This is a genomic window from Methylobacterium sp. WL18 (genome assembly GCF_008040015.1).
Taxonomy (GTDB): domain Bacteria; phylum Pseudomonadota; class Alphaproteobacteria; order Rhizobiales; family Beijerinckiaceae; genus Methylobacterium; species Methylobacterium mesophilicum.
Genome location: NZ_VRVD01000696.1, coordinates 1 through 2,323, shown reverse-complemented (window position 1 = coordinate 2,323; position 2,323 = coordinate 1). Strand labels below are relative to the sequence as shown.

The 2,323-nt window shown below is 70.0% G+C and carries 3 protein-coding genes; 1 reads left to right on the top strand and 2 read right to left on the bottom strand.

The window, feature by feature from the left end:
• Both zapA and FV228_RS27115 read right to left on the bottom strand, forming a co-directional pair.
• The coding region (gene zapA, locus FV228_RS27120) for a cell division protein ZapA (RefSeq protein ID WP_147857350.1) at nt 1-248 on the bottom strand (248 nt) is incomplete at its 3' end.
• 38 nt (nt 249-286) lie between these two features.
• Nucleotides 287-574 carry a DUF4164 family protein gene (locus FV228_RS27115; RefSeq protein ID WP_147857349.1) on the bottom strand — a complete coding sequence of 96 codons (288 nt, stop codon included), beginning with the start codon at nt 572-574 and terminating at the stop codon, nt 287-289.
• Between the two features lie 550 nt (nt 575-1,124).
• On the opposite strand from FV228_RS27115, the gene gap reads away from it, so the two are divergent.
• On the top strand, nt 1,125-2,129 hold the full coding sequence (gene gap, locus FV228_RS27110; RefSeq protein WP_147857348.1) for a type I glyceraldehyde-3-phosphate dehydrogenase: 1,005 nt from the start codon (nt 1,125-1,127) through the stop codon (nt 2,127-2,129).
• Nucleotides 2,130-2,323 lie beyond the last annotated feature (194 nt).

The following is a 2,323-nucleotide window of genomic DNA, read 5'->3' as shown; positions in this document are numbered from 1 at the left end:
GCCTTGCGCAGCTCGGCCGTCTCGGCCTCCAGGGCGGCGTGGCGGGTGCGCAGCTCGGCCAGCTCGTCGGCGATGGTCAGGGCGGCCATCACCTGGAGGCGCATGTCGCCGATCTCGCCGAAACTCTGGCGCATCTCGCCGATGCGGGCGCCGAAACCCTCGGCCAGCCCGGTGAGGTGGTCCTCCTCGCCGGCGCCGCAGGCCATGCGGTAGAGCTTTCCGTCGATGGTCACGTTGATCTGGGGCAAGGATCGCTCCGATGGACGGCGGCGCTGGACGGAACCGGTCAGGCCCGGCCGAGCACGCCCTGGACGGTCTGGATCGCGCGGTCGAGCCGCTGGCCGACCAGTCCGGTCGTGGCCTCGACATCGGCCAGATGCGCGCTGGCGGCGTCGAGGGCGGCGGCGAGCCGGGCCCGGTCCTCGTCCATCAGCGCCAGCTCGGCGTCCCGGTCGTCGGGTTCGGCCTCGGCCTCCAGGCGGCGGGCCACCACCGCGTCCAGGCGGCTCAACGCGGCGTCAAGCCGGGCGAAGGCCGCGTCGATGGGGTTCGTGTCCGTCCTGCCGTCGGCCATGGGGCTCCGCTCGCCGGGCGCATCGTCCCGACCGCGCGGGCTTTCAGGCGACGATGCTTCGGGGCCGTAAGTTTCGGCCGGATGCGTCCGGAATTCCAGTCCGAAATGTTGGTGCGTGTCCGCGCCGTTACGGCTCAGCAATCGCCGCCGCACAACCCTGTCTATCGGATGTGGAATAGGCCCGTGTTTGTCACGGGCGTGCGTTTGACAGGTGGAGACGCCATGTTAGACAGCCGCGCGCTCCCGGAAGGGGCCGCTTCAGATAGGCTGGAAGGCCGATCCGTGACAGTCCCGTGGCCTCAGCCAACGCCGTCGGATCCGATGGGCGCGGCCGGAGCGGCCCGGCCTCTCGCGGCCCGGTTCATCACAGGTTCAAACCCGCCCGCCCAGATCGGCCCCGCCCGGTCGGCCTGGAGGCGGGCCGCCCCGGCGTCATCCCGAAAGGCGGGTTTCGGCTTTCGGACAGGATGAGGCCACACGAACGACACTGCGCCGAGGACCGGGCGACCGGCCCGGTGCGCGGTGCTCCGCAGCAGGAAGGAGTCACACCGTGACGAAGGTTGCCATCAACGGGTTTGGACGCATCGGCCGCAACATCCTGCGCGCCATCGCGGAATCCGGCCGGACCGACATCGAGGTCGTGGCGATCAACGATCTCGGCCCGGTGGAGACCAACGCCCACCTGCTCCGCTTCGATTCCGTGCACGGCCGGTTCCCCGGCGAGGTCGCGGTGGACGGCGAGTTCCTGGTGGTCAACGGCCGGCGCATCAAGGTCACCGCCGTGCGCAACCCGGCCGAGCTGCCGCACTGCGATCTCGGCGTCGACATCGCGCTCGAGTGCACCGGCATCTTCACCGCGAAGGACAAGGCCAAGGCCCATCTCGACGCCGGCGCCAAGCGCGTGCTGGTCTCGGCGCCGGCCGACGGCGCCGACCTCACCGTGGTCTACGGCGTCAACCACGACAAGTTGACCGCCGAGCACCTCGTCGTCTCGAACGCTTCCTGCACCACCAACTGCTTGGCGCCGGTCGCCCAGGTGCTGGACGCGGCCGTGGGCATCGAGCGCGGGTTCATGACCACGATCCACTCCTACACCAACGACCAGCCGTCGCTGGACCAGATGCACAAGGATCTCTACCGGGGTCGCGCCGCCGCGCTCTCGATGATCCCGACCTCCACGGGCGCCGCCAAGGCCGTGGGCCTGGTCCTGCCGGAGCTGAAGGGCAAGCTCGACGGCACCGCGATCCGCGTGCCGACCCCGAACGTCTCGGCGGTGGACCTGGTGTTCACGGCCAAGCGCGCCACCTCCGTCCAGGAGATCAACGACGCGATCAAGGCGGCCGCCGCCGGCCCGCTCAAGGGCGTGCTCGGCGTGACCGACCAGCCGAACGTCTCGATCGACTTCAACCACGATCCGCACTCGTCCACCTTCCACCTCGACCAGACCAAGGTGATGGATGGCGTTCTGGTGCGTATCCTGACCTGGTACGACAACGAGTGGGGCTTCTCGAACCGCATGGCCGACACCGCCGTGGCGATGGCCAAGCTCATCTGAAGACCTTTGACGCCCGCCGGTCCGGACCGGATCGGCGGGCGCCTCTTCGACCGAACGGCCTTACCTCGAACCAGGGGATCATCCCGGGATGACCGACGCTTCGCAGGGCACGTCGAGCGGACAGGGCGCCGTCGTGACGCCCACGCCCAGACCCGTCACTTCGCCGCCACCGCCGGCGACGGCCGCCCCGGTGG